General features: G+C 66.0%; 25 protein-coding genes. 19 read left to right on the top strand and 6 right to left on the bottom strand.

Features of this window, described 5'->3' with window-relative positions; translation table 11 throughout:
• Positions 1–62 precede the first annotated feature (62 nt).
• The 5 genes from WD006_RS16860 to WD006_RS16880 all read right to left on the bottom strand — a co-directional run bounded on the left by WD006_RS16860 (position 63) and on the right by WD006_RS16880 (position 5,161).
• On the bottom strand, positions 63–1,049 hold the full coding sequence (locus WD006_RS16860; protein WP_029309349.1) for an acyl-CoA dehydrogenase family protein: 987 nt from the start codon (positions 1,047–1,049) through the stop codon (positions 63–65).
• A gap of 179 nt (positions 1,050–1,228) precedes the next feature.
• Positions 1,229–2,389, bottom strand: coding sequence for an acyl-CoA dehydrogenase family protein (locus WD006_RS16865; RefSeq protein WP_011518567.1), 1,161 nt, complete (start codon positions 2,387–2,389; stop codon positions 1,229–1,231).
• A 42-nt stretch (positions 2,390–2,431) separates the two neighbouring features.
• Positions 2,432–3,430, bottom strand: coding sequence for a Bug family tripartite tricarboxylate transporter substrate binding protein (locus WD006_RS16870; protein ID WP_029309348.1), 999 nt, complete (start codon positions 3,428–3,430; stop codon positions 2,432–2,434).
• A gap of 58 nt (positions 3,431–3,488) precedes the next feature.
• The gene (locus tag WD006_RS16875) at positions 3,489–3,950 is read right to left on the bottom strand and encodes a MaoC family dehydratase (protein ID WP_029309347.1); all 462 of its coding nucleotides are present in this window, start codon (positions 3,948–3,950) and stop codon (positions 3,489–3,491) included.
• A gap of 35 nt (positions 3,951–3,985) precedes the next feature.
• Positions 3,986–5,161, bottom strand: a complete 1,176-nt coding sequence (locus WD006_RS16880; protein WP_011518565.1) for a CaiB/BaiF CoA transferase family protein — start codon at positions 5,159–5,161, stop codon at positions 3,986–3,988.
• Between the two features lie 112 nt (positions 5,162–5,273).
• On the opposite strand from WD006_RS16880, the gene WD006_RS16885 reads away from it, so the two are divergent.
• The 4 genes from WD006_RS16885 to WD006_RS16900 all read left to right on the top strand — a co-directional run bounded on the left by WD006_RS16885 (position 5,274) and on the right by WD006_RS16900 (position 12,499).
• Positions 5,274–6,167: a LysR family transcriptional regulator gene (locus WD006_RS16885; RefSeq protein ID WP_008644346.1), complete on the top strand. Its 894-nt coding sequence runs from the start codon at positions 5,274–5,276 to the stop codon at positions 6,165–6,167.
• A gap of 185 nt (positions 6,168–6,352) precedes the next feature.
• Complete coding sequence (locus WD006_RS16890) at positions 6,353–9,655, top strand: acetyl-CoA carboxylase family protein (RefSeq protein WP_029309346.1); 3,303 nt, start codon at positions 6,353–6,355, stop codon at positions 9,653–9,655.
• Positions 9,656–9,732: 77 nt separating this feature from the next.
• On the top strand, positions 9,733–11,472 hold the full coding sequence (locus WD006_RS16895; RefSeq protein ID WP_029309345.1) for an AMP-binding protein: 1,740 nt from the start codon (positions 9,733–9,735) through the stop codon (positions 11,470–11,472).
• Positions 11,473–11,521: 49 nt separating this feature from the next.
• A complete protein-coding gene (locus WD006_RS16900; RefSeq protein WP_011518562.1) occupies positions 11,522–12,499 on the top strand; it encodes a Bug family tripartite tricarboxylate transporter substrate binding protein in 978 nt (325 codons plus the stop codon).
• On the opposite strand, the gene WD006_RS16905 is transcribed toward WD006_RS16900, so the two are convergent.
• Positions 12,472–13,149 (bottom strand): class I SAM-dependent methyltransferase, encoded by a 678-nt coding sequence (locus WD006_RS16905; protein ID WP_324608822.1) that lies wholly within the window; start codon positions 13,147–13,149, stop codon positions 12,472–12,474. The genes WD006_RS16900 and WD006_RS16905 overlap by 28 nt on opposite strands.
• A 221-nt stretch (positions 13,150–13,370) precedes the next feature.
• Here WD006_RS16905 and napE point away from each other — a divergent pair, with 221 nt between their 5' ends.
• The 15 genes from napE to WD006_RS16980 all read left to right on the top strand — a co-directional run bounded on the left by napE (position 13,371) and on the right by WD006_RS16980 (position 25,944).
• Positions 13,371–13,535, top strand: coding sequence for a periplasmic nitrate reductase, NapE protein (gene napE / locus WD006_RS16910; RefSeq protein ID WP_011518560.1), 165 nt, complete (start codon positions 13,371–13,373; stop codon positions 13,533–13,535).
• Positions 13,536–13,630: 95 nt separating this feature from the next.
• The gene (locus tag WD006_RS16915; protein WP_011518559.1) at positions 13,631–13,960 is read left to right on the top strand and encodes a chaperone NapD; all 330 of its coding nucleotides are present in this window, start codon (positions 13,631–13,633) and stop codon (positions 13,958–13,960) included.
• Positions 13,941–16,436: a periplasmic nitrate reductase subunit alpha gene (gene napA / locus WD006_RS16920; RefSeq protein ID WP_011518558.1), complete on the top strand. Its 2,496-nt coding sequence runs from the start codon at positions 13,941–13,943 to the stop codon at positions 16,434–16,436. Before WD006_RS16915 ends, napA begins: the two co-directional genes overlap by 20 nt.
• 17 nt (positions 16,437–16,453) lie before the next feature.
• Positions 16,454–16,945, top strand: coding sequence for a nitrate reductase cytochrome c-type subunit (locus WD006_RS16925; RefSeq protein ID WP_011518557.1), 492 nt, complete (start codon positions 16,454–16,456; stop codon positions 16,943–16,945).
• A 20-nt stretch (positions 16,946–16,965) separates the two neighbouring features.
• On the top strand, positions 16,966–17,553 hold the full coding sequence (locus tag WD006_RS16930; protein WP_008644358.1) for a cytochrome c3 family protein: 588 nt from the start codon (positions 16,966–16,968) through the stop codon (positions 17,551–17,553).
• 3 nt (positions 17,554–17,556) lie between these two features.
• Positions 17,557–18,192 (top strand): cytochrome c biogenesis heme-transporting ATPase CcmA, encoded by a 636-nt coding sequence (gene ccmA / locus WD006_RS16935; protein WP_011518556.1) that lies wholly within the window; start codon positions 17,557–17,559, stop codon positions 18,190–18,192.
• Positions 18,189–18,857 carry a heme exporter protein CcmB gene (ccmB, locus tag WD006_RS16940; protein ID WP_029309343.1) on the top strand — a complete coding sequence of 223 codons (669 nt, stop codon included), beginning with the start codon at positions 18,189–18,191 and terminating at the stop codon, positions 18,855–18,857. Before ccmA ends, ccmB begins: the two co-directional genes overlap by 4 nt.
• Before the next feature lie 4 nt (positions 18,858–18,861).
• A complete protein-coding gene (gene ccmC, locus WD006_RS16945; protein WP_029309342.1) occupies positions 18,862–19,641 on the top strand; it encodes a heme ABC transporter permease CcmC in 780 nt (259 codons plus the stop codon).
• Positions 19,638–19,784: a heme exporter protein CcmD gene (gene ccmD, locus WD006_RS16950; RefSeq protein WP_008644368.1), complete on the top strand. Its 147-nt coding sequence runs from the start codon at positions 19,638–19,640 to the stop codon at positions 19,782–19,784. Before ccmC ends, ccmD begins: the two co-directional genes overlap by 4 nt.
• Positions 19,781–20,230: a cytochrome c maturation protein CcmE gene (gene ccmE / locus WD006_RS16955; protein ID WP_011518552.1), complete on the top strand. Its 450-nt coding sequence runs from the start codon at positions 19,781–19,783 to the stop codon at positions 20,228–20,230. Before ccmD ends, ccmE begins: the two co-directional genes overlap by 4 nt.
• Positions 20,227–22,269 carry a heme lyase CcmF/NrfE family subunit gene (locus WD006_RS16960; RefSeq protein ID WP_011518551.1) on the top strand — a complete coding sequence of 681 codons (2,043 nt, stop codon included), beginning with the start codon at positions 20,227–20,229 and terminating at the stop codon, positions 22,267–22,269. Before ccmE ends, WD006_RS16960 begins: the two co-directional genes overlap by 4 nt.
• Positions 22,266–22,817 (top strand): DsbE family thiol:disulfide interchange protein, encoded by a 552-nt coding sequence (locus tag WD006_RS16965; RefSeq protein WP_017514931.1) that lies wholly within the window; start codon positions 22,266–22,268, stop codon positions 22,815–22,817. The genes WD006_RS16960 and WD006_RS16965 overlap by 4 nt, the downstream gene beginning before the upstream one ends.
• Positions 22,810–23,844 (top strand): cytochrome c-type biogenesis protein CcmH, encoded by a 1,035-nt coding sequence (locus tag WD006_RS16970; protein WP_029309341.1) that lies wholly within the window; start codon positions 22,810–22,812, stop codon positions 23,842–23,844. The genes WD006_RS16965 and WD006_RS16970 overlap by 8 nt, the downstream gene beginning before the upstream one ends.
• 99 nt (positions 23,845–23,943) lie before the next feature.
• Positions 23,944–25,029 carry an AI-2E family transporter gene (locus tag WD006_RS16975; protein WP_011518548.1) on the top strand — a complete coding sequence of 362 codons (1,086 nt, stop codon included), beginning with the start codon at positions 23,944–23,946 and terminating at the stop codon, positions 25,027–25,029.
• A gap of 12 nt (positions 25,030–25,041) precedes the next feature.
• Positions 25,042–25,944: a LysR family transcriptional regulator gene (locus tag WD006_RS16980; RefSeq protein ID WP_024570657.1), complete on the top strand. Its 903-nt coding sequence runs from the start codon at positions 25,042–25,044 to the stop codon at positions 25,942–25,944.
• Positions 25,945–25,979: the final 35 nt, after the last annotated feature.

Genomic DNA, 25,979 nt, shown 5'->3' on the forward strand with positions numbered 1-25,979 from the left:
CGCACACCAAGGATCGACGACGGCCCGCTCCCGCGTGGAGAGGGCCGTGGCCGTCCCTGCGACTACGCTGCCTCGCCGCTCCACTCGCGTATCAGGTCCACGGTCAGGCCATCGGCCTCACAGGTCGCCTCGCCAAGTTCGCGCGCCCAGTACCGCTCCGACCCATCCGCCAGCCGCCACGCGTGCAGCCGGCGCGTATAGAGCTGCAGGTCGTAATCCGCCGTCACACCAATCGCGCCATGCACCGCGTGAGCGATCGACGTCACGGCCGTCACTGCATCACTCGCATTGAACTTGCCGATGGCCGCGCGCAGCCGGTCAGGTTGCCAGCCATCGGCCGCGCAAGCGATCTGTGCCGCCATGCGCACCGCCGCCACCTGCTCCGCCATCACGCTGATCTGATGCTGGATCGCCTGGAACTTGCCGATGTTGCGACCGAACTGCACCCGGTCATTGGCGTATTGCAGCGTCAAGTCGAACACGCTCGACATCGCACCTGCCATTTGCACTGCGTGCAGGCATGCGCCCACCGAACGCAACAGCCCTGCCGGCAATGGGAAGCGCTGCGGGAAACGTTGCGTGCCAATCTCCCCGAGCGACAGTGTCAGGTCATCCCGCACGCCAGTGGGCGAAAGCGCCGCGGCTTCGCGATGGACGAGCGCCGCCTGGGCGCCGTCCTGCACCAGAAACCACGTTGCCGTGGCGCCGCACGGCACATGCGTGCGTTGCGCGCCATCGAGATCGGCCAGCGCAATCGACCCCTCCCGCCCCTCCGGCACCTCGACGCCCGCCATCCGCAGCACGGCACGCGCAAACATCGTCTGCGCCAACGGCACCGGGAGCACATGCCGGCCCATCACGAACAGCATCGGCGCGACGTCCGCCAGGCTCAACCCGGCTTCCGGCAGCAAGCTGTCCGCGAAGCCGCTTTCATCGAGCAAGCGCCAGAGATCCGCGCCACTGCCGCCGGACTCGATCTGTCGCACGACAGCGGGCGTGCAGTGATCGCGCAGTAGCGCTTCCAGTGCTTCCGAGTATTCGTTGTACATGGTGCTTCCTTAATCCCTTAAGCGTCCCGCAGCATCACTAGCGTCCCTGCATCCCTGTGTCCCTTAGAGGCGCTATCAAAATGAAGCGAAGCGGTTCTGGCTAGACGCGCGGCCGCAGACAGTACAAGTGGACTGCCCAAGGCCGCGCAACGACGCCAGAATCTTTTTGATAGCGCCTCTTAGCGAAGGCCCAGGCCGCGGGCGATCATGCCCCGGAGGATCTCTCGCGTACCACCGCGCAGCGAATAGGTCGGCGAAATCTGACTGACATAGGCAGCGGTGCGATAGAGCTCCGCATCCATCGCCAGCTCCGGGTCATCGCCCAGCGCCGCTTCGGCCAACGCGCCGATCGACTGCTCCAGTCCGGTGCCGAGATCCTTGACCAATGCTGCCTCCACCAACGGGCTTTCTCCGGCAGCCAGCCGCGCGGTCACGGCCACGGACATCGCCCGTAGCGTGGCCAGCCGGCCGACGATCCCGCCGATTGTGACTGCATCGCGGCGCACCGCAGGCAGGCGACGGAGCGCAGCCACCCAGGCATCGAGCAACACCACGCTGGAGTACAGCCGCTCGGGGCCGCTGCGCTCGAATGCCAGTTCCGCGTTGACCTGTTCCCAGCCCGCGCCTTCGTTGCCGATCAGCGCATCGGCGGGCAGCAGCACGTCCTCGAAGCTGACCTCCGAGAAATGGGCATCACCGGCCAGATCATGAATCGGCCGAACCGTCACGCCCGGCAGAGACAGGTCGACAATCACCTGCGACAACCCCTTCTGCCGGTCTCCGGCCTCGCCAGACGTTCGCACCAGCGCGAGCATGTAGTGGCAGCGATCCGCGTTGGTCGTCCAGATCTTGCGGCCGTTCAGGCGCCAGCCGCCACCTGGCTGTGGCACCGCACGCGTGGCCACGCTGGCCAGATCGGACCCCGAATTGGGCTCGCTCATGCCAATGCAGAAGAAGGCCTCGCCCCGGCAGATACGCGGCAGATAGAACTCGCGTTGCGCATCGCTGCCGTAGCGCAGGATCAACGGGCCACTCTGGCGATCGGCAATCCAGTGCGCGGAAACCGGCGCGCCGCAGGCAAGCAGTTCCTCCACCAGCACGAAACGCGAGAACGCATCGAGCCCCGCGCCACCGAACCGCGCCGGCAGCGTGACGCCGACCCACCCACGCTGCGCAAGCGCGCGGCTGAACGCGGCGTCGAATCCCATCCACGATCGCGCGCGAACATCGGCGGGAAGATCCGGCAGATGCTCGGCCAGGAATGCCTTCACCTCGCGCCGGAACGCCAACGCCTCAGGCGGCAGGGATGTCAGCGAGAACGCGCCAAACAGTGAACTCAAAACGGTACCTCCGTAAGCGCCCGGTGAGCGCCTGATGCCTCTTCAATCCAGCGTCACGCCGGTGTCCTTGACCACTTTGTGCCAACGGTCGATTTCCGACGCCACATACTTCGCATAGGCCTCCGGGCTCGACGCCCGCACCTCCGCGCCCTGCTGCGCCAGGCTGGCACGCACATCGGGCGCCGCAAGCGCCTTCAGCGCCGCGCTGTTGAGCTTCTTGATGATCTCCGGCGAGGTCTTCGCGGGCACCATCATGCCCTGCCACGCGCCCACTTCGAACCCATGCATGCCGGATTCGGCCAGCGTCGGCACGTCCGGGAGTTGCGAACTGCGCGCGCTGCTGGTGACGGCTAGCGCGCGCATCCGCTTGTCGCGGATAAACGGCAGCGACGAGTTGATGGTGTCGGTCATGAACTGCACCTGCCCGCTGGCCAGATCGGTCAGTGCCGGCGCGCTACCTTTGTACGGCGCGTGGGCGGCATCGAGCCCGTTGGCCTGCAGGAACAGGAACGCCGCCAGATGCGTGACGTTGCCGTTGCCCGCCGAACCATAGGTCATCTTGCCCGGATTGGCCTTCAGCCAGGCAACGAACTCCGGCACGGTGCGCACCGGCACCTGCGCGTTGACTTCCAGCACGAGCGGCACCATCGCGGTCATCGCCACCGGCGCGAAGTCACGCTTCACGTCATACGGCAGCTTCTTGTACAGCGCCGGGCTCAACGCGATCGACGACGTGTTGTACAGCACCGTGTAGCCGTCGGCCGGCGACTTGGCCACCATCTCGCCGGCGATATTGCCGTTGGCGCCAGGCCGGTTGTCGACGATGACCTGTTGCCCGATCTCCTCGGACATCTTCCGCGCAATCACGCGCGACACCAGATCGGTAGGTCCGCCGGGCGGGAACGGCACGACGAGCCGGATCGGATGATCCGGAAACTCGCCCGCCATGGCCGGCGCGACAGCAGCCGTCAGCGCGAAGGCGCAGCCGGCAAGCAGAATCGAACGAATGGAATGCCCGGCTTCTTTGCTCTGTGTCGGCATGATGGTTGTCTCCTCCAGAAAGTACGGCAAGTACGGCGAAAGCGGCTACGCCACCGGATCAGCGGCCCGCCAGCAGGCGTCGCGCCGTGTACGTCATGACCAGCTCGTTACGCTGGTTGAGCACCTCGATCGACGAATCCACCACGGCGCGGCCGCTCTTCGACGTCGGACGAATGCCAGTCACGGTGATCCTGGCGTGGATCGTGTCGCCCACCACCACCGGACCGAGGATCTTCTGCGTCAGCTCGAGCATCGCCAGCCCGGTACCCTGGATCATCGTCTGCAGGATGAAGCCCTCGATCAGCGAGTACGTCAGCGCGGCGGGCACCGGACGTCCCTTGATGGCGCCGGCCTCGTAACCTTCTTCGATAAAGATCGCTTCGAGCATCCCGGTGACCGAGATGAAGTTGACCAGATCAGTCTCGGTAACGGTACGGCTGAAGGTCTCGAAAACCTGCCCTTCGCGGATGTCCTGCCAGTAGAAGCCCTGGCCCAGGCGTTGCGGTTGTGAAGTCGTCATGGTGTCTCCTCGGGAATTCGGTGATGGATGCAGGCCTACTGATTCGATTGCAACCGGTCGATCTCGTCGTCGCCAAGTCCGGCGGCGGCAAGGATCTCGCGCGTATGCTCGCCAAGCCTGGGCGGCACGGCCGCGCGCGCGCGTTCGCCATCGAAGCGCACTGGCGCGCCGGGAAAGCGCAGCGTGCCCATCGACGGATCTTCGATCTGGTCGAAGAAGCCGGTCGCGCGCAGGTGCGGATCGTCAACGAGTTCGTGAAGGTCGTTCACGCGGGCCACCGGAATCTGCAGCCGCTCGCAGATAGCCAGCCAGTCCGCGGTGCTGCGCGCGCGCACGAGTTCGCCAGTGATTTCATAGAGCGTTTCGATATGGCGCGTGCGGGCGGCGATATCGGTGAAACGCGCATCGGCAACCAGGTCCTCGCGCCCCGACGCCTGGAAGAAGTCGCGCCAGTGCGCATCGGTGTACGGCATCATGCAGACGTAGCCGTCCGCGGTCTGGTATGGCCGGCGCAGCGGCGCCAGCACGCGCGGATAGCCGGACGGCCCACGCGGCGGTTCGAAGTGCTGCCCGTACAGATGCTCGACCATATTGAAGGCAACCATCGATTCGAACATCGGCACTTCGACCATCGAGCCCTTTCCGCCTTGCCGCTCACGGCCCGCAATCGCGGCCGAGATCGACAGCGCGGCCACCAGACCACTGGTCTTGTCTGCCGAGATGGTCGGGAAGTAACGCACGGTGCCGGTCTGCGCGGCCATCAGCGCCGCATTGCCGCACAGGCCCTGGATGATGTCGTCATACGCGGGACGGCCACCGTACGGGCCGTCCTCGGCGAAACCGAGCAGGCTCACGAAGATTAGTTGCGGATGACGCGCCATGACGCTGGCAGGATCGAGGTCCAGCTTCGCCAGCTTCTGCGGCCGCATGCTGTGGACGAAGACATCGGCTGACGCCAGCAGCCGGTGCAGCGCCGCCTGCGCCTCCGGGCGCTTCAGGTTCAGCACCACGCTCTTCTTGCTGCGGTTCACGCCCAGGAAGATCGCGGACATGCCGTCTTCGGTCGCCGGGCCGGTTCGGCGCGTGGAGTCACCTTCGGGTGTCTCCACCTTGATGACTTCCGCGCCAAGATCGGCCAACCACTGGCTGGCGTAAGGACCCATCACCACGGTCGACAGATCCACCACGCGGATGCCGGACAGAGGCAGCATACCGTGTCTCCTGTTGTATTGATTCGATGTATTGATCGGCCAAGATTAAGGCAGCCAGCCCCATTGCGTCTAATATTAGATTTTTAGCAACCGATATTCACTGGATATCATTATGGATCTACGTCAGCTCCAGCAATTCGTCGTGCTGGCCGAAACCGGCAACTTCCACCGCGCCGCCGAGCGCCTGCACATGGCGCAACCCCCGTTGTCGATTTCGATCCGCAAGCTGGAGGAATCACTGGGCACGCCGCTGTTTGTACGCACCACGCGCGGCGTGCGGCTCACCCAGGCGGGCGAAGCGGCGCTCAACGATGCGCGCCGGGCCCTGTTCCATGCCGGCCAGGCGCGGGCCGCAGCGGTGTCTGCGGCGCTTGGGGAACGCGGCGCGCTGCGTATCGGTTTTGTCGGCTCCGCCACCTATGCGTTGCTTCCCCGTCTCATCCCGGCCTTCCGCTCGGCACACCCTGGCATCGACCTGATCCTTCACGAATCCACGTCGGCCGCGATTCTGGACCGCATCGAACACGGCCAGCTCGACGCCGGACTCGTACGCTTTCCCATCCTCAACAGCGGCCCTTACACGTTGACCCCGCTCGAGTCCGACGCGTTCGTGGCGGCCGTGCCGGCCGACGGGCGCTTTGCCGAGCAGGAGAGCATCGCGTTGAAGGCACTGGCCGACGAGCCCTTCATCATGCATCCCCGTGCCGATGTGCCGAACCTGCAGGCCGTGGCGATGCTGCTGTGCCAGCAGGCCGGTTTTGTGCCGCGCATCGCGCAGGAAGCGGTGCAGGTGCAGACCATCGTCAGTCTGGTGGAAAGCGGATTGGGCGTCGCGCTGGTGCCTGGCGTGGCGGCGCGTTACACGAATCGGCGCGTGCGCTTTCTGCGCCTGTCCAGCCCACGCCCGGCGGCACGTATCGGCATCGCCCTGGCCACGCAGCAGGACACCGACGATCGCCATGTGCAGCGCTTTATCGCTGCAGCGCAGCGAATCGCAGGCGACTAGGCGCGGCGGCAGAAGGCAACTCAAGGCAACTCAAGGCAGCAATTCCGCAGGGCGGCTGCGGCTATACAGCCGATGCATGGCCGCCATGAAACTTGCGCCATGGGTGCATGCAGCTTGACGCACGCGCCTTACATTCTGGCTTGCATCCGGGCGGTACCGCATCCATCCCTCACGGAATCGAGCCAGTGAAAAAGCTTCTGATTGCCAACCGCGGCGAAATCGCGCTGCGGGTTCAACGCGCCGCGCAGGATCTCGGCATTGCCACTGTCGCGGTGTACGCCACCGACGACGCTCAATCGCGCCATCGCCAGCTTGCCGACGAAGCCATCGCGCTGCCCGGCAATGGTCCGGCTGCCTATCTCGACATCGACGCCATTCTCGGCGCGGCGCGCGCCGCTGGCTGCGATGCAATCCATCCCGGCTACGGCTTCCTGAGCGAGCGTGCCGACTTCGCGCAGGCATGCGCGGCAGCAGGTATCACGTTCGTCGGCCCCACGCCCGAGCAGCTTGCCCTGTTCGGCGACAAGGGCCGCGCGCTCGAGCTGGCCGCGCAGTGCGATGTCCCGGTGATGCCGGCCACCCCCGGTGGCGCTTCGCTCGACGACGTCCGCGCATTCTTCGCGGCGCAGCAAGGCAATGGCATCGTGCTGAAGGCCGTGGGCGGCGGCGGTGGGCGCGGGATGCGCGTCGTCCGCGATGCCGAAGCGCTGGCCGAAGCCTACGCGCGCTGCCAGTCGGAGGCCCGCAGCGCCTTCGGCATCGAAGCGATCTATGCCGAGCGGCTGGTCGAACGCGCGCGCCATATTGAAGTGCAGATCATCGGCGATGGGACTGAGACAATCGCGCTCGGCGAACGCGATTGCACGCTACAGCGGCGCTTCCAGAAACTGGTGGAAATCGCGCCGAGCCCGGTGCTGACACCCGCCCTGCGCGACCGCATCGTGCAGGCCGCCAGCAGAATCGCAAAGCACACCGGCTACCGCAGCCTGGGCACGTTCGAGTTCCTGGTGGAGACCGACGACGCCGGCACGCCCCACGGCTTCGTGTTCATCGAAGCCAATCCCCGTCTGCAGGTAGAGCACACCATCACGGAACAGGTGACGGGTCTCGATCTCGTTGCCCTCCAGCTTGGCCTTGCTGATGGCCGGAGCCTGCGCGACCTGGGTCTCGACCCCGCCGCGCCGCCCGCGGCGCGCGGGTTCTCCGTTCAGCTACGCATCAATGCCGAGGCCACCGATGCGCAGGGCCAGGCGCGCCCGGCGCACGGAAGGCTCGAACGTTTCGATCCGCCCACCGGGCCCGATGTTCGCGTCGACACGCACGGCTATACCGGCTACGCGCCGCCAGCTGGCTATGACTCGCTGCTGGCCAAACTGATCGTAAGCACTTCTTCACCCCGTTTCGAGGACGTGGTGCGGCGCGTGCGGCGTGCGCTCGGTGAATGCCGTGTTGACGGCGTGCCAAGCAACCTCGACCTGCTGCGCGCCCTGGTGGCACGCGAAGACTTCGCGACACAGCATGTCCATACACGTCACTTCGAGGCGATCCTGCCGGAACTGCTGACCGCCGCGCAACGCGTGGCGGCCAGTGACGCCGCGCGACAGGCTTCCATCGGCATCGCGCAGACCGCCCCCGTGCCTGTACCGACCGCTACTGCCGAGGCCATCGACGAAGGACTGGTTGCAGTGCGCGCGCCAATGAACGGGCGCGTGGTCGAGATGCGCGTCCAGGAAGTCGACATCGTGCAACCGGGCCAGATCGTGGCGATCCTCGACGCGATGAAGATGGAGCACACCATCGCGGCCGAGTGCGCGGGGCGTGTGATCGACGTGCGCGTCGGTGCCACCGGGCAGACTGTCGAAGGGCAAATCCTGCTCGTGCTGGAGCCGGTGGCTGACGCCGGCGTCGCGCATCACCGCAGCGAGGCGGCAGACCCACGCGCGATCCGCCCCGATCTGCAACGTGTGCGCGATCGCGATGCGTTCCTCGATGATGCCGCGCGGCCGGACGCGGTGGCGAAACGCCATGCGCGCGGCCAGCGCACCGCGCGCGAGAACGTGGCTGATCTGTGCGACGCAGGCAGTTTCGTCGAGTACGGCGCCTATGCGGTAGCCGCGCAGGCCAGCCGACGCAGCGCCGAGGACCTGATCGCCAATACGCCAGCCGATGGCCTGATCACCGGCACCGGCCGCATCAACGGCACCCGATTCGCACCGGAGCGCGCGCGCTGCGCAGTGCTGGCGTACGACGCCACGGTGCTGGCGGGCACGCAGGGCAAGCGCAATCACATCAAGACAGATCGCATCCTGCAGGTGGCCGCCGAACAGAAGCTGCCAACCGTGATCTTCGCGGAAGGCGGCGGCGGACGCCCCGGCGATGTGGACTTTCCTACCGTCGCTGGCCTCTACCAACCGTCCTTCGCCGCATTTGCCGCGCTGAGCGGCGAGGTGCCGGTGATCGGCATCGCCGCTGGCCGGTGCTTCGCGGGCAACGCTGCCCTGCTCGGCTGCAGCGATGTGATCATCGCCACGCGCGACGCGAACATCGGCATGGCCGGCCCCGCGATGATCGAAGGCGGCGGCCTTGGCGTGTATCGCCCGGAGGACATCGGCCCCGCCGCCGTGCAGTACCAGAATGGCGTGGTCGACCTGCTTGTCGACGACGAAGCCGAGGCCGTGCGCGCGGCGAAGCACTACCTGTCGATGTTCCAGGGCCGCACGCAGGACTGGGAGGCGCCCGACGCCCTGATGCTGCGCGGCGTGGTGCCCGAGAACCGCCTGCGCGTCTACGACACCCGTGCCGCGATCCAGGGCATTGCCGACGTTGGCAGCGTGATCGAATTGCGCGCGGGCTATGGCACTGGCGTGCATACCGCGCTGGCGCGTATCGAAGGCCGACCCGTGGGCATCGTCGCCAACAACCCGCGCCACCTGGGTGGCGCCATCGACGTAGACGGCGCGGACAAGGCCGCGCGATTCATGCAGCTGTGCGATACGCATGGCCTGCCGATCGTCTCGCTGATCGACACGCCGGGCTTTATGGTCGGCCCGGAGATTGAGGCCCGCGCGCAAGTCCGTCATGTGTCCCGATTGTTCGTGCTGGGCGCGAAGGTGCGCGTGCCGTTCATGGCCGTGGTGCTGCGCAAAGGCTACGGCCTGGGCGCGATGGCCATGGCTGCAGGCGGCTTCCGCGCGCCGGCCTTCACCATCTCCTGGCCAACCGGCGAGTTCGGCGGCATGGGACTGGAAGGGGCGGTACGGCTCGGCTTCCGCAAGGAGTTGGAAGCGCTGCCGGCCGGCCCCGAACGCGACGCGCTCTACCAGCAGCTCGTGGCGCAGATGTACGAACGCGGACACGCGATCAATGCCGCAGCCGGGCTCGAGATCGACGCGGTCATCGATCCGGCCGAAACGCGGCGCTGGTTGCTGGCCGGCCTCGATGCCGCCCCACGAGACGAGGCGCCCCGACGCTACGTGGATGCGTGGTAGCCACCGCATTGACTGAACTGCCCCCTGACTCCGCTCCCGCCATGCCGGAGCGCGGAGCAAATACTCCTGGAGACACGATGGAAGACGCAGCTTTCTTCGCAGATCTTGAAGCGCGGCATCGCCGCATCTGGCCCGCAGGCCTGCCCACCTCGCCGCAGTATCCACACGGCGAGATCAGCCTTGGCGAGACCCTGCGGGCATGGGCACGCATCCAGCCTGAGCGGCCGGCGTTGGTCTACTACGGCAGCGAGATCACCTTCGCCGAACTCGACGACCTGAGCGAGCGTTGCGCGGAACTGCTCCGGGGCCACGGCATCGGCCCCGGCAATCGTGTGGCCGTACTGCTGGGCAACTGTCCGCAGTTCCATATCGTGTTCTACGCGATTCTCAAGCTTGGCGCCGTCTATGTGCCCGTGAATCCGCTGTTCAAGGAACACGAACTGGCCTACGAGCTGAACGATGCCGGCGCGACCATGGTGATCGCGCTCGACACGCTCGTGCCGATGCTGATGACGGTGAAGCCGCAAACCAGCGTGGAAACGGTCTTCAGCACATCGGCCGGCGAATTCCTGCCCGCGCATCCCACGCTGCCCGTTCCGGCTGGACTCGACGCCGCGCCAGTGGCGCACGCGGGCACGATCGACCTGATGGCGGCCATCCAGACATGCACAGGCAACGTGCGCGACGTGAGCGTGGATCTCGACGCATTGGCCGCGCTGAACTACACGGGCGGTACCACCGGTATGCCCAAGGGCTGCATGCATACCCAGCGCGACATGATCTACACGGCGGCCGCCACGCTGGCGGTCACCAGCGGGCGCGAAGACCAGGATGCAACGCTGCCGTCGTCCGACGTGATGCTGAACTTCCTGCCGATGTTCTGGATCGCCGGCGAGAACCTCGGGTTGATCTATCCGATCTTCAGCGGCGCCACGCTGGTGCTGCTGGCGCGCTGGGACCCACTCGCCGTCATGTCTGCCGTGGATCGCTACCGCGTCAATCGCACGTTCATGGTGGTCGACAACCTTGTGGAACTGCTGCAGCACCCCGAACTTGCGCGGCACGACATGCGCTCGCTGCAACATACGCGCGTGGCATCGTTCATCCGCAAGCTGACCGTGGACCTGCGCCGCCAGTGGCACGCGCTGACCGGCAGCGTCGTGGCCGAAGGCGCCTGGGGCATGACGGAGACGCACACGAGCGACACCTTCACCACGGGGATGCAGACAGACGACATGGACTTGCACGGCCGGCCAGTCTTCGTCGGTCTGCCAGTGCCGGGCACGCGTATCAAGATCTGCGACTTCGAAACCGGCATGACGCTGCCGGTTGGCGAGGAAGGCGAGATTGTCGTCACCACGCCTTCGCTGCTCAAGGGCTACTGGGGCCGCCCCGACGCCAATGCGGAGGTGTTCCGGGACGGCTGGTTCAGGACAGGCGATATCGGCGCCTATGACGATGCGGGCTACCTGCACTTCCTTGGACGGCGCAAGGAGATGATCAAGGTGCGCGGCATGAGCGTATTCCCGTCAGAGCTGGAAGTCCTGCTCGGACGTCATGCCGCCGTACTCGGCTCTGCCGTGGTGGCACGTCCCGATCCGGACAAGGGCCAGGTGCCGGTGGCATTCATCCGCCTGCGCCCCGGGTATGACGATGTGTCGGCCGAGGCGCTGACGGCATGGTGCCGCGAGCATATGGCGACCTACAAGGTGCCCGAGATCCGCGTGGTGGACGAGTTGCCGATGACGGCAACGGGCAAGGTCAAGAAGGGGGAACTGCAGAAACAGTTCGAGCAGGACGAACAAGAGGTGGGCTGACAGCCCGCCACCGCGCCCCGACACGACCAAGAGACCATTGGAGACAACGATGAACACCCAGCGACGCCACTTGTTGAAGCTCTCCGCCGCGATGCTCGGCGGCCTCGCGCTGCACCGCCCAGCGTTGGCGCAGACCGTCACCGGCCCGATCCGCATCGTCTTGCCCTATCCGCCCGGCGGCTCCACCGATGCGATCACGCGCTTTATCGCGGACAAGCTCGGTACCGCGCTGAAGACCAACGTGATCGTCGACAACCGTCCCGGCGCGGCGGGCATGATCGGCGCCGCCGCTGTCGCCACAGCCGCGCCTGATGGCCGCACGCTGCTGTTCACGAACACCGCCCTGATCCAGAGCCCGCTGATCCAGCCGCAGCCGCTGTACAACCCGCTGACCGACTTCGAGGCACTCACGCTCGTGGCAGATGCCGCGCAGGTCCTGGTGGCCAGCGATGCCACCCCGGCCAGGACACTGCCCGAGTACGTGGAATGGGCCCGCAAACATCCCGGCTCCGCCTATGGCAGCCTGGGGGTCGGCTCCACTGGCCATCTGTACGGAGAACTACTCAAGCGCAAGGCCGGTATCAATATCGTCCATGCCGCTTACAAGGGCGATACGGCAGCCATCGGCGATCTGCTGGCCAACCAGTTGCCGGTAGGCTTCGTATCCACGGTGATGGCCAAGACCTATGGCGATGCCGGCCGGATCAAGGTGTTGGCAACACTAGGCCGGTCGCGCGTGCCATCGATGCCGAATGTACCGACGTTCGCCGAAGCCGGGTTCAGCGGCTTCGAGTCCATCGGCTGGATCGGCATGTTGGCGCCGGCCCGGACGCCGGCGTCACTGGTGCAGCGGCTCTCGAACGAGCTTGCGGCGATCATCAAGACGCCTGCCGGCTCGAAGATGCTGATTGACAGCGGCATGTTGCCCAGAGGCACGACGGCGCAGGAGTTCGCCGCGTTGCTCCGACGCGACCAGCAGGTCTGGCAGACGCTCGTGGCTCAGTCGGGCATCAAGGCCGAAGGATGAGGCACGAAGTGGCAGTACAGGAATGACTGCGCGTGCCCCGCCGGGGTTGTATGGGTCTCCGTGGTGTGCGCGACGAGATCGAAGGCGGGGGCGAACTCGGCCCGCAGCCCTGCGACGTCGTATCGCACCACCGGCAGGCCGCTGCATTGCGTGGGCCCGTCCAGCGCGAAGGTAGCGATGATCAAGTGACCGCCGGGCCGGACCGCGCGCCTGGCCTGCGCCACATACGCCGCGCGATCCTCTGACGCGGTCAGAAAGTGAAACACAGCACGGTCATGCCAGAGATCGGCGGACGCTTCCGGCAATACCGGCGTGGTGACATCGCCGACGATCCAGCGCACACCGGCCGCCCGTGCACCCAGACGGTCCCGCGCAGCGGCCAGTGCATGGCCGGCAAGGTCGACAACTACCAGGCGATGCAATCCCAGTGACAAAAGATGATCGACCAGCGTCGAGGCACCCCCGCCAATGTCGGCGATGGTGGCGTCCGCTGGCAGATCGAGCTTGCGGATCAGGTCGAGCGACAGGGTCGGCGCGGATTGATACCAACTGACCTCTGTTGGCGGCTTCGTCGCGTAGACGGTCTCCCAGTGATCTTTGCTTTGCATGGCTTTACGGGCGATGGGCATGGTAGGGCCGGCGGCGGCCACGGCGATCTCCGTCGAAGGTACCAGAACCACGCTTTTCCCATCTTCAGCGCCTTCGCGCAGGCCACGGTCACGAATCAGATCACGTCTTGATATATTCCACCGCCGTCGGAGCGGCGTGACCACCGCGTGTGGCCGCCTTGACACTTTGCTTAATGGTTTCTTTAATAAGTACGCATAACCGGCGCAAAGTCCGGCAAGCCTGTACATAACCAGAGGCCGCTATGCAATCAGGCAGCGTCGAAGATCCCCAGCGCAAAACGGAAGAACTGCGCAGCTTCCTGTTTCTGACCGCCGTGATGGTGCCCGTGCTCTCGGTCATCGTCGTGGCCGGCTATGGCTTCATCGTCTGGATGAGCCAACTGATCAGCGGACCGCCAACCCATTGAACATTGCCATGCAGGATTGGCCTTTGGTCCAATGCCCGTGCCATAACAAGGCTGCGAAGCTAGCCTGAGCAGCCGAAAAGCTGGAGTCCCCCGTCATGCCAGCATCAGGAGTGTCGATTCCCATCGTGCCCGTGCCGGCCGGCGAAGAGTGGCATATCGCCGGCATCATGGTGTACGCGAACCCGGAAAAGCTCGATGCCGTCTGCTCGGCCATCGACGCCATGACTGGCATGGAGATCCATGCGATCAGTGACGCCGGCAAGATCGTCGTCACCGCGGAAGCACCCAGCTCGCGCGCCATCGCCGCGCAACTCACCTGTCTGCATCAACTCGAAGGCGTCTTTTCCGCCACGCTGGTCTACCAGCACAACGAAGATGCCGCCGCCATGAACGAGGAGATCTCCGATGCCACTCACGCGCCGTGATTTCATCAAGCAGACAGCCATCGCCGCCACGGCCTCGGTGGCGGGCGTCTCGCTGCCGACGGATGCGGCCAACTTCGTGACGGACAGCGAAGTCACGAAACTGAAATGGTCGAAGGCGCCCTGCCGCTTCTGCGGCACGGGGTGCGGTGTGACCGTCGCGGTCAAGGACAACAAGGTGGTGGCCACTCAGGGCGACCCGCTTTGCGAGGTCAACAAGGGCCTGAATTGCGTGAAGGGCTACTTCCTGTCGAAGATCATGTATGGGCAGGACCGCCTGACCAAGCCGCTGCTGCGGATGAAAAACGGCAAGTACGACAAGAACGGCGAATTCGCGCCGGTCAGCTGGGATCGCGCCTTCGACGAGATGGAGGCCCAGTTCAAGCGCGTGCTCAAGGAGAAAGGCCCGACCGCCGTGGGCATGTTCGGCTCCGGCCAGTGGACCGTATGGGAAGGCTACGCCGCTTCCAAGCTGTACAAGGCGGGGTTCCGCTCCAACAACATCGACCCGAACGCGCGCCATTGCATGGCGTCGGCCGTGACCGGCTTCATGCGCACCTTCGGCATGGACGAGCCGATGGGCTGCTATGACGACATCGAGGCCGCCGACGTCTTTGTGCTGTGGGGCTCCAATATGGCGGAGATGCACCCGATCCTGTGGACACGCATCACGGACCGCCGCCTGAGCCACCCCAAGACCCGCGTGGCCGTGCTGTCCACGTTCACGCATCGTTCGTTCGACCTGGCCGATATCCCGGTCATCTTCAAGCCCCAGACCGACCTGGCGATGCTGAACTTTATCGCCAACTACATCATCCGCAATAACAAGGTCAACAAGGACTTCGTCAACAAGTACACGGTGTTCAAGGAAGGCGTGACCGATATCGGCTATGGCCTGCGCCCGGACAATCCGCTCCAGAAGGCGGCCAAGAACGCCGGCAACCCGAACGACTCCAAGCTGATTACGTTCGACGACTTCGCGAAGTTCGTGTCGAAGTACGATGCTGACTACGTCAGCAAGCTCTCCGGCGTGCCCAAGAAGCAGCTCGAGCAACTGGCCGAGCTTTATGCCGACCCGAATCTCAAGGTCATGTCGCTGTGGACCATGGGTTTCAACCAGCACACGCGCGGCACGTGGGTCAACAACATGGCCTACAACGTCCACCTGCTGACGGGCAAGATCGCCACGCCGGGCAACAGTCCGTTCTCGCTGACAGGGCAGCCATCCGCCTGCGGCACGGCACGGGAGGTAGGCACGTTCTCGCACCGGCTGCCGGCCGACATGGTCGTCACCAATCCCAAGCACCGCGAGGAAGCCGAACGTATCTGGAAGCTGCCGCCGGGGACTATCCCCGACAAGCCCGGCTACCACGCCGTCCTGCAGAACCGGATGCTCAGGGACGGCAAGCTCAACGCGTACTGGGTGCAGGTCAACAACAACATGCAGGCGGCAGCCAACATGATGGAGGAGACCCTGCCCGGCTACCGCAATCCGACGAACTTCATCGTCGTCTCCGACGCCTACCCGACGGTCACCGCGCTGTCGGCCGACCTGATCCTGCCCACCGCGATGTGGGTCGAAAAGGAAGGCGCGTACGGTAACGCGGAACGCCGCACGCAGTTCTGGCACCAGCTCGTAGACGCCCCGGGCGAGGCGCGCTCCGATCTCTGGCAGTTGATGGAATTCTCGAAGCGCTTCAAGGTCGAGGACGTCTGGCCGGCGGAACTGATCGCGAAGAAACCCGAGTACAAGGGCAAGACGCTCTTCGACGTGCTGTATCGCAACGGCCAGGTCGACAAGTTCCCGCTCAAGGAAACCGCCTCCGACTACAACAACTACGAGTCCAAGGCTTTCGGCTTCTACGTCCAGAAGGGCCTGTTCGAGGAATACGCGACCTTCGGCCGTGGCCACGGCCACGACCTGGCGCCGTTCGACATGTACCACGAGGCACGCGGCTTGCGCTGGCCGGTGGTCAACGGCAAGGAAACGCGCTGGCGCTATCGCGAAGGCTCGGACCCGTACGTGAAGGCGGGTACCGGCTTCCAGTTCTACGGCAACCCGGACGGCAAGGCCGTGATCTACGCGCTGCCCTACGAGCCGCCGGCCGAGTCCCCGGACAAGGAATACCCGTTCTGGCTGGCCACGGGCCGCGTGCTCGAACACTGGCACTCCGGCTCGATGACACGGCGCGTGCCGGAGCTGTACCGCGCCTTCCCGAACGCGGTGTGCTTCATGCATCCGGAAGACGCCAAGGCACTGGGGCTGCGGCGCGGGGTGGAAGTGGAAGTGGTCTCGCGTCGCGGCCGTATGCGCACGCGCATCGAAACCCGCGGACGCGACGCGCCGCCTCGCGGTCTGGTATTCGTGCCCTGGTTCGATGCCAGCCAGCTGATCAACAAGGTCACGCTCGACGCCACCTGCCCGATCTCGCTGCAGACCGACTTCAAGAAGTGCGCGGTCAAGATCGTCAAGGTATGAGTACAGGAGGACACGCCATGTTGCCAAGCCGATCCTGGGTCCCCCTGCCCCTGCTGGTCCTCATGCTGGTGGTCATGCTGCTCAGCGTGCCGCTGGCGCGCGCGCAGGGCCTGGTGGACTCGATGCGTGGCCCCACGCCGGTGGCCAACGAGACCTCGCCGCCAATACTGTTCCCGACCGAGAACAAGGACATCCGCCGTACCCGCAACTACACGATGCAACCGCCGACGATCCCCCACAAGATCGACAGCTACCAGCTCGACAAGGACTTCAACCGCTGCATGTTCTGCCACGCGCGCACGCGCACGGAGGAAACGCAGGCCATCCCGGTCAGCATCACGCACTACATGGATCGTGACAACAACGTGCTGGCCGAGATCTCGCCACGGCGCTACTTCTGCACGCAATGCCACGTGCCGCAGGCCGACGCCAAGCCACTGGTGAACAACACGTTCGTCGATGTGGAGGCGATCCTCAAACGCAGTGGCGGCACCAAGGGTGCCAAATAACCAGGCGACGGTGACCGATCATGTGGGACCTGATCAAGCGCTACTGGCATACCATCAACCGCCCCAGTGCCTACTTCAGCCTGGGATTCCTGACCCTGGGCGGCTTCATCGCCGGCGTGGTGTTCTGGGGCGCGTTCAACACGGCGCTGGAACTCACCAACACCGAGCAATTCTGCACCGGCTGCCACGAGATGCGCGACAACGTCTACCAGGAACTGCAGGGCACGATCCACTTCACCAACCGCAGCGGCGTGCGCGCCAAATGCTCGGACTGCCACGTGCCGCACAACTGGACCGACAAGATGGCGCGCAAGATGCAGGCGTCGAAGGAAGTCTGGGCCAAGATCTTCGGTACCGTGGACACGCGCGAGAAGTTCCAGGCGCACCGGCTGGAGCTGGCGCAGCACGAATGGGCCCGCTTCAAGGCCAACGATTCGCTCGAATGCCGCAATTGCCACGACTACCAGTCGATGGACTTCACGCGCCAGAGCCCGCGCGCGCAGGCCATGCACTCGACCTATCTGGCCAACAAGGAAAAGACCTGCATCGATTGCCACAAGGGGATCGCCCACCATCTGCCTGACATCTCCAAGGCCGAGGAGCAATAGCCTATGGCCGACGCGGTACTGGAGGCCCGCGAGCTTGGCGTCCGGCGCGGCCATTGCGCTATCTTCCGTGGCCTCGGCATTTCCCTGGCACCCGGCGACCTGTTGCAGGTGATGGGCCCGAACGGTGCTGGCAAGACCAGCCTGCTACGCGTGTTGTCCAGCCTGATGCCACCCGCCGAGGGCGACCTGTACTGGCGAGGCCGCGCGGTGCGGGCCGGAGACCCCGACTATCTCGCGCAGGTTGCCTACCTCGGCCACGTCAACGGCATCTACCCCGACCTGTCCGCTTTCGAGAATCTTCAGTTCGCCGCTCGCATGGCTGGCCAGCAGCCCGATGCGGATGCCATGCACCATGCTCTTGCCCGGTTCGGTCTCGATCGTGTCGCCGATGCCCCGGCGCGCACGCTCTCGCAAGGACAGCGCCGCCGCGTGGCGCTGTCCCGGCTGGCGCTGACGCCACGCGCGCTATGGCTGCTCGATGAACCGCTGACTTCGCTCGACGACGCATCGACCGACTGCTTCCACACGCTGCTCGCCGAGCACCTGCAGCGGGGCGGCATCGCCGTGGTCGCCACGCATCAGCGGCTGCCCGCCGAGGGTGCGGTGCTCGATCTCGCCACAGACGCGGGTTCGCCATGATCCAGGCCATCGGCACGATCATCGCGCACGACCTGTCGATCGCATGGCGGCGGCGCACCGGGCTGCTTTCCAGCCTGGTCTTCTTCGTCATCGCCACGAGCCTCTTTCCGCTGGCCATCGGCCCGGACCCGCAGCAATTGCGCGCGCTGGCGCCGGGCATCCTGTGGGTGTCGGCACTGCTCGCGTCGATGCTGTCGCTGTCGCGGCTGTTCACACAGGAACACGAGGATGGCAGTCTCGACCAGTTCCTGCTGTCACCCCACCCGCTGGCCTTGCTCGTGCTGGCCAAGATCGGCGCGCACTGGCTGACCAGCGGCCTGCCGCTGCTCGTGCTGACGCCGCTGCTGGCCCAGCAATACAGCCTGCCGGCCGGCTCCGCGCTGCTGCTGTCGGCCTCGCTGCTGGTGGGAACCCCTGCACTTAGCCTGATCGGCGCCGTTGGCGCGGCATTGACGCTGGGCGTACGCGGTGGCGCCGTGCTGTTGTGCATCCTGGTGCTGCCGCTGTCAATTCCTGTGCTGGTGTTCGGCGCCAGCGCGGGCGCGGCGGCCGATGCCGGACTCGACGTGATCCCGCAATTTTCGCTACTCGGGGCCTGCCTGGCGCTATCGCTGTTCCTGTGTCCGCTGGCCACGGCGGCAGGCTTGCGCATCGCCATGGAGTAACACGATGCAGCGCGACATTTCCCTCGACGCCAACGCCCGTTCGCCACGCACCGCGCGGGCGCGCTGGCTGGCCTTTGCCGCGCCAGTGCGCTTCTACCCGCTCGCGGGACGGCTTGCGCCCTGGTGTTTCGCCGTTGCGGCGCTGTTCCTGGCCCTCGGCCTGTACCTCGGATTCGTGGTGGCGCCCACCGATGCCCAGCAGGGCGAGGTCTACCGGATCATCTTCATCCACGTGCCGGCAGCGTGGATGTCGATGTTCATCTACGTGGTCATGGCGGGCTGGTGTGCGCTGGCGCTGGTGCTGCGCACGCGGCTGTCCTCGATGATGGCGTCGGCGCTGGCGCCCACGGGCGCGATGTTCACGGTCATCGCGCTGTGGACCGGGGCACTCTGGGGCAAACCCACGTGGGGCACGTACTGGGTCTGGGACGCACGGCTGACGTCGGAGCTGATCCTGCTGTTCCTCTACCTCGGCTACATGGCGCTGGAGGCGGCCATCGACGAGCCCCGTCGCGCCGAGCGCGCCTGCGCCGTGCTGGCGTTGGTCGGCGTGGCGAATGTGCCAGTGATCTACTTTTCCGTGCAGTGGTGGAACACGCTGCACCAGGGCGCATCGGTCAGCCTGACCGCCGCGCCAACCATGGCGGCCACGATGCTGGCCGGCATGTTGACGATGACGGTGGCCTGCTGGCTATACGCGATCGGCGTGGCGCTGGTGCGCCTGCGCTGCATCCTGCGCGAGCGCGGCGAGATCGACACCGGCACCCTGGAGACCATGCCATGAGCACGCTGAATCTCGACATGCTGGCCGGACACGCCGGCTATATCGCAAGCGCCTTCGGCATGACCTTTGTGCTAATCGCCGCGGAACTGATCCTGCTCCGCGCGCGGCGCCGCAACAGCCTGCGGGCACGGTCGCGCCGATGACGCGCAGGCAACGTCGCCTCGGTCTGCTGCTGGCCGCGCTGCTTTGCGGCGGCACGGCACTGGCATTCGTACTGAATGCGTTTCGCTCCAATCTCGTCTTCTTCTTCAGCCCGACCCAGGTGGCCGCGCACGAAGCGCCGGCGTCACGCAATTTTCGTCTCGGCGGCCTGGTCGCCCCCGGCTCGCTGAAGCGCGATCCAGAAAACCTGACGATCCGCTTCGTCGTGACCGATACACGGCACGACATACCCGTGGTCTACCGTGGCCTGCTGCCGGACCTGTTCCGCGAGGGCAAGGGCGTGGTGGCACGCGGGGCACTCGATCGCGACGGCACGTTCGTCGCCAGCGAAATCCTGGCCAAGCATGACGAGAACTACATGCCGCCCGAAGCCGCCGACGCGCTCAAACGCGCCGCATCGGACAACCCCACGGAAAAAACGCGATGAATCCGGAACTGGGCCACTTCGCATTGATCCTGGCCATGCTCGTGGCGCTGGTGCTGGCAACGCTGCCGATGGTGGGCGCGGCGCGCGGCAATGTTGCCTGGATGTGCCTTGCACGGCCCGCCGCCTTCCTGCATGGCACGCTGCTGATCGCGGCCTACCTCTCGCTGACATACGCCTTCGTCGACAACGACTTCAGCGTGCTCTATGTGGCGGCGAACTCTAACAGCGCGCTGCCACTGATCTACCGCATGGCGGCGGTATGGGGCGGCCATGAGGGATCGATGCTGCTGTGGTCGCTGATGCTGGCGCTGTGGGCAATGGCCGTGGCTGGCTTCAGCCGCCGCCTGCCACTGGCGTTCGTCGCCCGCGTGCTTGGCGTGATGGGGGGCATCAGCACCGGACTGCTGCTGTTCGTGCTGTTCGCCTCGAATCCGTTCCTGCGTCTGTTGCCCCGCGCGATGGAGGGGCGCGACCTCAATCCACTGCTGCAGGACCCCGGCATGGTGTTCCATCCGCCATTCCTGTACATGGGCTACGTCGGCTTCGCGGTGGCGTTCTCATTCGCGGTGGCGGCCTTGCTCGAAGGACGACTCGACGCGGCCTGGGCACGCTGGTCGCGCCCGTGGACGATCCTGGCCTGGATGTTCCTGACCATCGGTATTGCGATGGGCAGCATGTGGGCCTACTACGAACTGGGCTGGGGCGGCTGGTGGTTCTGGGACCCGGTGGAGAACGCGTCGTTCATGCCCTGGCTGGCCGGCACCGCGCTGATCCACTCGCTGGCGGTCACCGAGAAGCGCGGCGCGTTCCGCGCCTGGACCGCTCTACTGGCGATCTTCACGTTCTCGCTGAGCCTGCTCGGCACGTTCCTGGTCCGCTCTGGCGTGCTCACCTCGGTCCACGCGTTCGCGGTGGATCCTCGGCGCGGCATCTTCATCCTGACGTTGCTGGGACTGGTCACGGGGCTGGCGCTCGCGCTATTCGCGTGGCGCGCGCCCCGGCTGACCCAGCGCACCGATTTCAACCTGACCTCGCGCGAATCTTTCCTGCTGGCCAATAACGTGCTGCTGGCCGTGGCCGCCTCGGCGGTGCTGCTCGGCACGCTGTATCCGCTGCTGCTGGACGTGCTGGATCTCGGCAAGGTATCGGTCGGCCCCGAGTACTTCGAAGAGGTGTTCGTGCCGCTGATGGCCCCCGCCGTGCTGCTGATGGGTGCCGCCCCGCTGGCACGCTGGGGACGCAGCGACCTGCCCGACATGGCCAGGCGACTGCGCTGGGCGGCCGTGGCAAGTGTGGTCATCGCGCTTGGGCTGCTGGCCGTGCTGCGCAACAGCTCCGCCATGACCGGGCTCGGCCTCACGCTGGCCGCGTGGTGCGCAATGAGCGGGCTGGCCAGCCTGGCCACGCAGATGCGGCACGCGCGGGACTGGCGCTCCGGCCTGCGCCAGTTGCCGGCCGGCTACTACGGCATGTTGCTGGCCCACATCGGCGTGGGCGTGTTCATCACCGGCGTCACGCTGGTCAAGAGCCAGGAGAGCGTGCGCGAGTTGTCGATGCGCGTGGGCGATTCGGTCGCGGTGGGCGGCTACGATTTCCGCTTCGACGGCGTGGCGCCGGTCAGGGGACCGAACTACGACGCGCTGCGGGGCACGGTCACGGTGACGCGGCAAGGCCGTCCGGTCACCACGCTCGCCACCGAGCGGCGCGTCTACCGCAGCCAGGACATGCCGACCACCGAGGCCGCCATCGACACCGGGCTCGCACGCGATCTCTATGTGGCGCTCGGCGATTCGTCGGATGCCACGTCCGCCGATGCCCGCTGGGCGCTGCGGGTCTACGTGAAGCCCTTCGTCTCGTGGGTCTGGGGCGGCTGCGCGTTGATGGCGCTGGGCGGACTCCTTGCCGCCAGCGACCGCCGATATCGCGCGCGCCATCCGGCGGCAGCGGTCACGTCTGCGGTCACGGCCAATGACGATGCGGGGGCCCGGCCCGCCACGCCACCGCTGACGCTGCCTGCTGGCAAGGAGTCCGAAGCATGATGCGCTTCCTGCTTCCATTGGGCGTATTCCTGGCGATCGTGATCGCCCTGGCGGCGGGGTTGCGCCACGATCCGCGCGAGCTGCCTTCTTCGCTGGTGGGCAAGCCTGCGCCCGCATTCGTGCTGCCGGTACTCGAGACCTCTGCAAACGCCAATGCGCAAAAATTCGACCCGGCCAGCCTGCGCGGCAAGGTCTGGGTGTTGAATGTCTGGGCGTCCTGGTGCACCGCGTGCCGCGCCGAGCATCCGGTCCTGCTCGGCATGGCCGGGCAAACGCAGGTGCCGCTCTATGGCCTGAACTACAAGGACACGCGCGGCGCAGCACTGGAGTGGCTGCAACGGATGGGCGACCCCTACAAGGCCTCGGCCGTCGATGCGGATGGCCGCGTCGGCATCGACCTTGGCGTGTACGGCGTGCCAGAGACCTTCATCATCGACGCAGCGGGCGTGGTGCGCTATCGCCAGGTCGGCCCGGTCACGCAGCAGGTCCTCGAACAGAAGCTGCTGCCACTCCTGAAATCGCTCGAAAACGGGGGCAGTCGTGCCTAGAACCTGGCTCTCCACGCTGACGCTGCTGATCGCGCTCCATACCGGGGCGGCATTCGCGCTGACGGATGCGGAACTCGACGCGCGCGTGCTGGCGCTCTCCTCGCAGCTTCGGTGCCTGGTCTGCCAGAACCAGACACTGGCCGATTCGAACGCCGACCTGGCCGTCGACCTGCGCCGCCAGATCCGGGCCCAGATGGCGCAAGGGGCCAGCGACGACGCGATCAAGACCTATCTGGTGCAGCGCTACGGCGACTTCGTGCTCTACAAGCCGCCGTTCAAGCCGCAGACGTGGCTGCTGTGGCTCGGCCCGTTCCTCCTGCTCGTGGCGGTGCTGGCCTGGCTCTGGCGCGGCAGGCGCCGCCAGATGGCCGCAGGCAATGCCGTGGAGGAGACGGAGCGGGACATGCAATCGCCCGCGCGCCGCCAGTCGCTGCTGACCAATGCGATGCTGTTTACCGTGTTGCCACCGGTGGCCGTCGCGCTGTATCTGCACCTGGGCTCGCCAGTATCGCTGCTCGGATCGGCGGTGGCGCACGATGGACCTCACGGCCCCGATGGCGAGGTCACCTTGGCGGCGGCCCGCGTCGAGGACATGGTCGACCAGCTCGCCGCGCGCCTGCGCAAGAATCCGAACGACGCCGAGGGCTGGGTCATGCTGGGGCGTTCGTACACCGTGCTCGAACGCAACGACGACGCGGCGGAAGCATTCGCCCGCGCCGTGGCGCTGGAGCCGGAGGTGGCGTCGCTGCGTTCCGACTACGCGGACGTGCTGGCGAGCGTCAACGGCGGATCGCTGGAAGGCCCGGCGATGGCACAGATCGACGCCGCGCTGCGGCTCGACCCCGACGACCCGAAGGGGCTGGCGCTGGCCGCCAGCGCCGCGGCCGAACGCGGCGACAAGGCCGGCGCGATCGCCTACTGGGAGCACCTGTACCGGCTGCTGCCCCCGGATTCGCAGACCGCCGGCCGGATCGCCGCCAATCTGGCGGCCGCCCGGTCGGTAGCGGAACCCGGACAGCGCAAATAGCGCCATTCACGGCCGTGCGGCCACACCTGGGCACATGTCACGGGTGGCGACCTCACGGCATCGTAGAATGGCTGCTGGCTTGCGCTTAAGGATTCCACCATGGCCGAATCACCCGGTCTGTATCACAAGACGTTCCTGTTGTTGCTCGCGGCGGTCTCCATCGCGTTCTTCTGGATTCTGCTGCCCTTCTATGGCGCTGTTTTCTGGGGCGCCGTCCTCGCCATCATCTTCGCCCCGCTGCAACGGCGCCTGACGGCCGGGCTGCGTGGGCGCAACAATGTGGCCGCGCTGCTCACGCTGCTGCTCGTGCTAGTGCTGGTCATCCTGCCGCTGACGATCATCACCGCCTCGCTGATCAACCAAGGCGTCAGTCTCTACGACAGCATCCGCTCGGGCCAACTGAATTTCGGCGTGTACTTTCAGCGCGCCGTGGACGCCCTGCCGCCCTACGTGCGCACGCTGCTGGCGAAGGTGGATCTGACCAGCATCGCGGACTTGCAGGAAAAGCTGAGCGCCAGCGCGTTGCAGGCCAGCCAGTTCGTGGCCACGCGGGCACTGAGCATCGGCCAGAATACGGCCCAGTTCGTGATCAGCTTCGGCATCATGCTGTACCTGCTGTTCTTCCTGCTGCGCGACGGCCCGCGGCTGTCCCGCAAGATCCGCACGGCCGTGCCGCTCAGCGATTTGTACAAGCAGCACCTGATCCAGAAGTTCACCACCGTGGTACGCGCCACCGTGAAGGGCAACGTGGCTGTGGCACTTGTGCAGGGGACACTCGGCGGCGGCATCTTCGCGGTCCTTGGTATCCAGGGCGCGCTGCTCTGGGGCGTGATCATGGCGTTCCTGTCACTGCTGCCCGCCGTGGGCGCAGGTCTGATCTGGGCGCCCGTCGCGGTCTACTTTCTGCTGACCGGATCGACGGTCACGGGCCTGGTGCTGATTGGGTTCGGCGTGCTGGTGATCGGCATGGTCGACAACGTGCTGCGCCCGATCCTGGTTGGCAAGGACACCCAGATGCCGGACTACGTGGTGCTGATCTCCACGCTCGGCGGCATGGCGCTGTTCGGGCTCAACGGCTTCGTCATTGGGCCGCTGATCGCCGCGCTGTTCATCGCCTGTTGGGACCTGAACGCCCACGGTATCGACGAGAACGGCGATATCGGCAGCAACGGCCCCGCCGCCTGACGGAGAACGACGGTGGATCGCCTGCAGGCCATGAAGACGTTCGTAACCGTGGTGGATACGGGGGGTTTTACGCCCGCGGCCCGGAAGCTCGACGTGTCGCTCTCGGTGGTCAGCCGGGTCATCACCGAGCTGGAGACACACCTGGGCGTGCGCCTGCTCACGCGCACCACGCGGCTGGTGCGCCCGACGGCAACCGGCGCCACCTACTACGAAAACTGCCGCCGCATCCTGGCCGAGATCGAGGAAGCCGAGCTTGCCACCACGGGCGCCCATGCCGCGCCGCGCGGCAAGCTGTCGATCACGGCTTCGGTCCTGTTCGGCCGTCGGTTCGTCACGCCGATCGTGGTCGAGTATCTGCGACGCTATCCGGAAGTCGATGCCGAATGCCTGTTGATCGACCGCAACGTCAATTTTGTCGAGGAAGGCATCGACGTCGGGGTCCGCATCGGCCCACTGCCCAGTTCGTCGTTACAGGCCATCCCGGTCGGTCGGGTCCGCCGCGTGGTCTGCGCCGCGCCTGACTATCTGGCCCGGTTCGGCACGCCAGCCACGCCCGACGATCTTGCCCACCACACCGTCATCCAGACCACGGGTATCTCCACCCTGCCCGAATGGCGCTTCATGCGCGATGGAGAGACCGCGCCCACGCGCCTGACGCCGCGCCTGGCCACCTCGACCAACGACTCGGCCATTGGCGCGGCGGTTGCGGGCTTCGGGCTGGCGGCGGTACTCTCTTACCAGATCGCCGACGAAGTCCGCGACGGCAAGCTGCGCATCGTGCTCGATACATTCGAGCAACCGCCGCTGCCGATCCACGTGATCCATCGCGAAGGCCGCCATGCCATGCACAAGGTGCGCGCCTTCATCGATCTGGCCGTTGATACGCTGCGCGGCACGGCGTCGCTGAATCCGTAGGACGCCCCATCGTCGGGTTCTCCGCGGATTCTTCT

This window comes from Cupriavidus sp. Met-2, assembly GCF_049843575.1.
GTDB classification, from domain to species: Bacteria; Pseudomonadota; Gammaproteobacteria; order Burkholderiales; family Burkholderiaceae; genus Cupriavidus; species Cupriavidus metallidurans.